Source organism: Kineococcus auxinigenes, from assembly GCF_050871525.1.
Taxonomy (GTDB): Bacteria; Actinomycetota; Actinomycetes; order Actinomycetales; family Kineococcaceae; genus Kineococcus.
In genome coordinates this window covers 1-502 of record NZ_JBKBCT010000203.1, presented here as the reverse complement: position 1 = coordinate 502, position 502 = coordinate 1, and the positions used below count along the sequence as shown (strand labels likewise).

The window sequence follows — 502 nt, the reverse complement described above, 5'->3', positions numbered from 1 at the left end:
CTGCCAACACCCTCGCCTCTGCCTTGGTGACGTTGAACGTTGCGATCAGATTGTCAGCATCTGCTTCACTCAATACGCTGTTGCGACGCATCCGAACAAACACCAATGGCTCGTTAGAAAGCCGGATGCGCGAATCCGCCACAGCGAAATCCAAGCTCAACGCCTCGCCCCAGGTCAATGAAACCGTGACTCTGGACCGTTGCCCGCTCTGCAAGGTCGCCGCGACTGCCTTCGACAAGTTGCTCAGGACAGCGGGATTCTGATGCCACAGCTTGCCCTGTTTGATGCTGAGGCCGCGAGGATTGTCCAATAGCGATTTCGCGAGACCAGAAGGGTGCAGAACAATGCCCGAACTCGTTAGAAGAAACGTAGCCTCATCCAATGCAGCGAAGGCGTCTTCCACCAGCTTGAGATTGTTGGCCATCGATTGACCTCGCCGCCCGAGTGCGGCCATGAAAGAGCGGAAATAGGTACCGACTGTTCCTTGCGATAGCGTTTCCCC

General features: G+C 56.2%; 1 protein-coding gene. It reads right to left on the bottom strand.

All coding sequences use genetic code 11. From position 1 onward, the window contains the following. The coding region (locus ACRYR9_RS20020) for a helix-turn-helix transcriptional regulator (protein ID WP_432540256.1) at window positions 1-424 on the bottom strand (424 nt) is incomplete at its 3' end. Window positions 425-502: the final 78 nt, after the last annotated feature.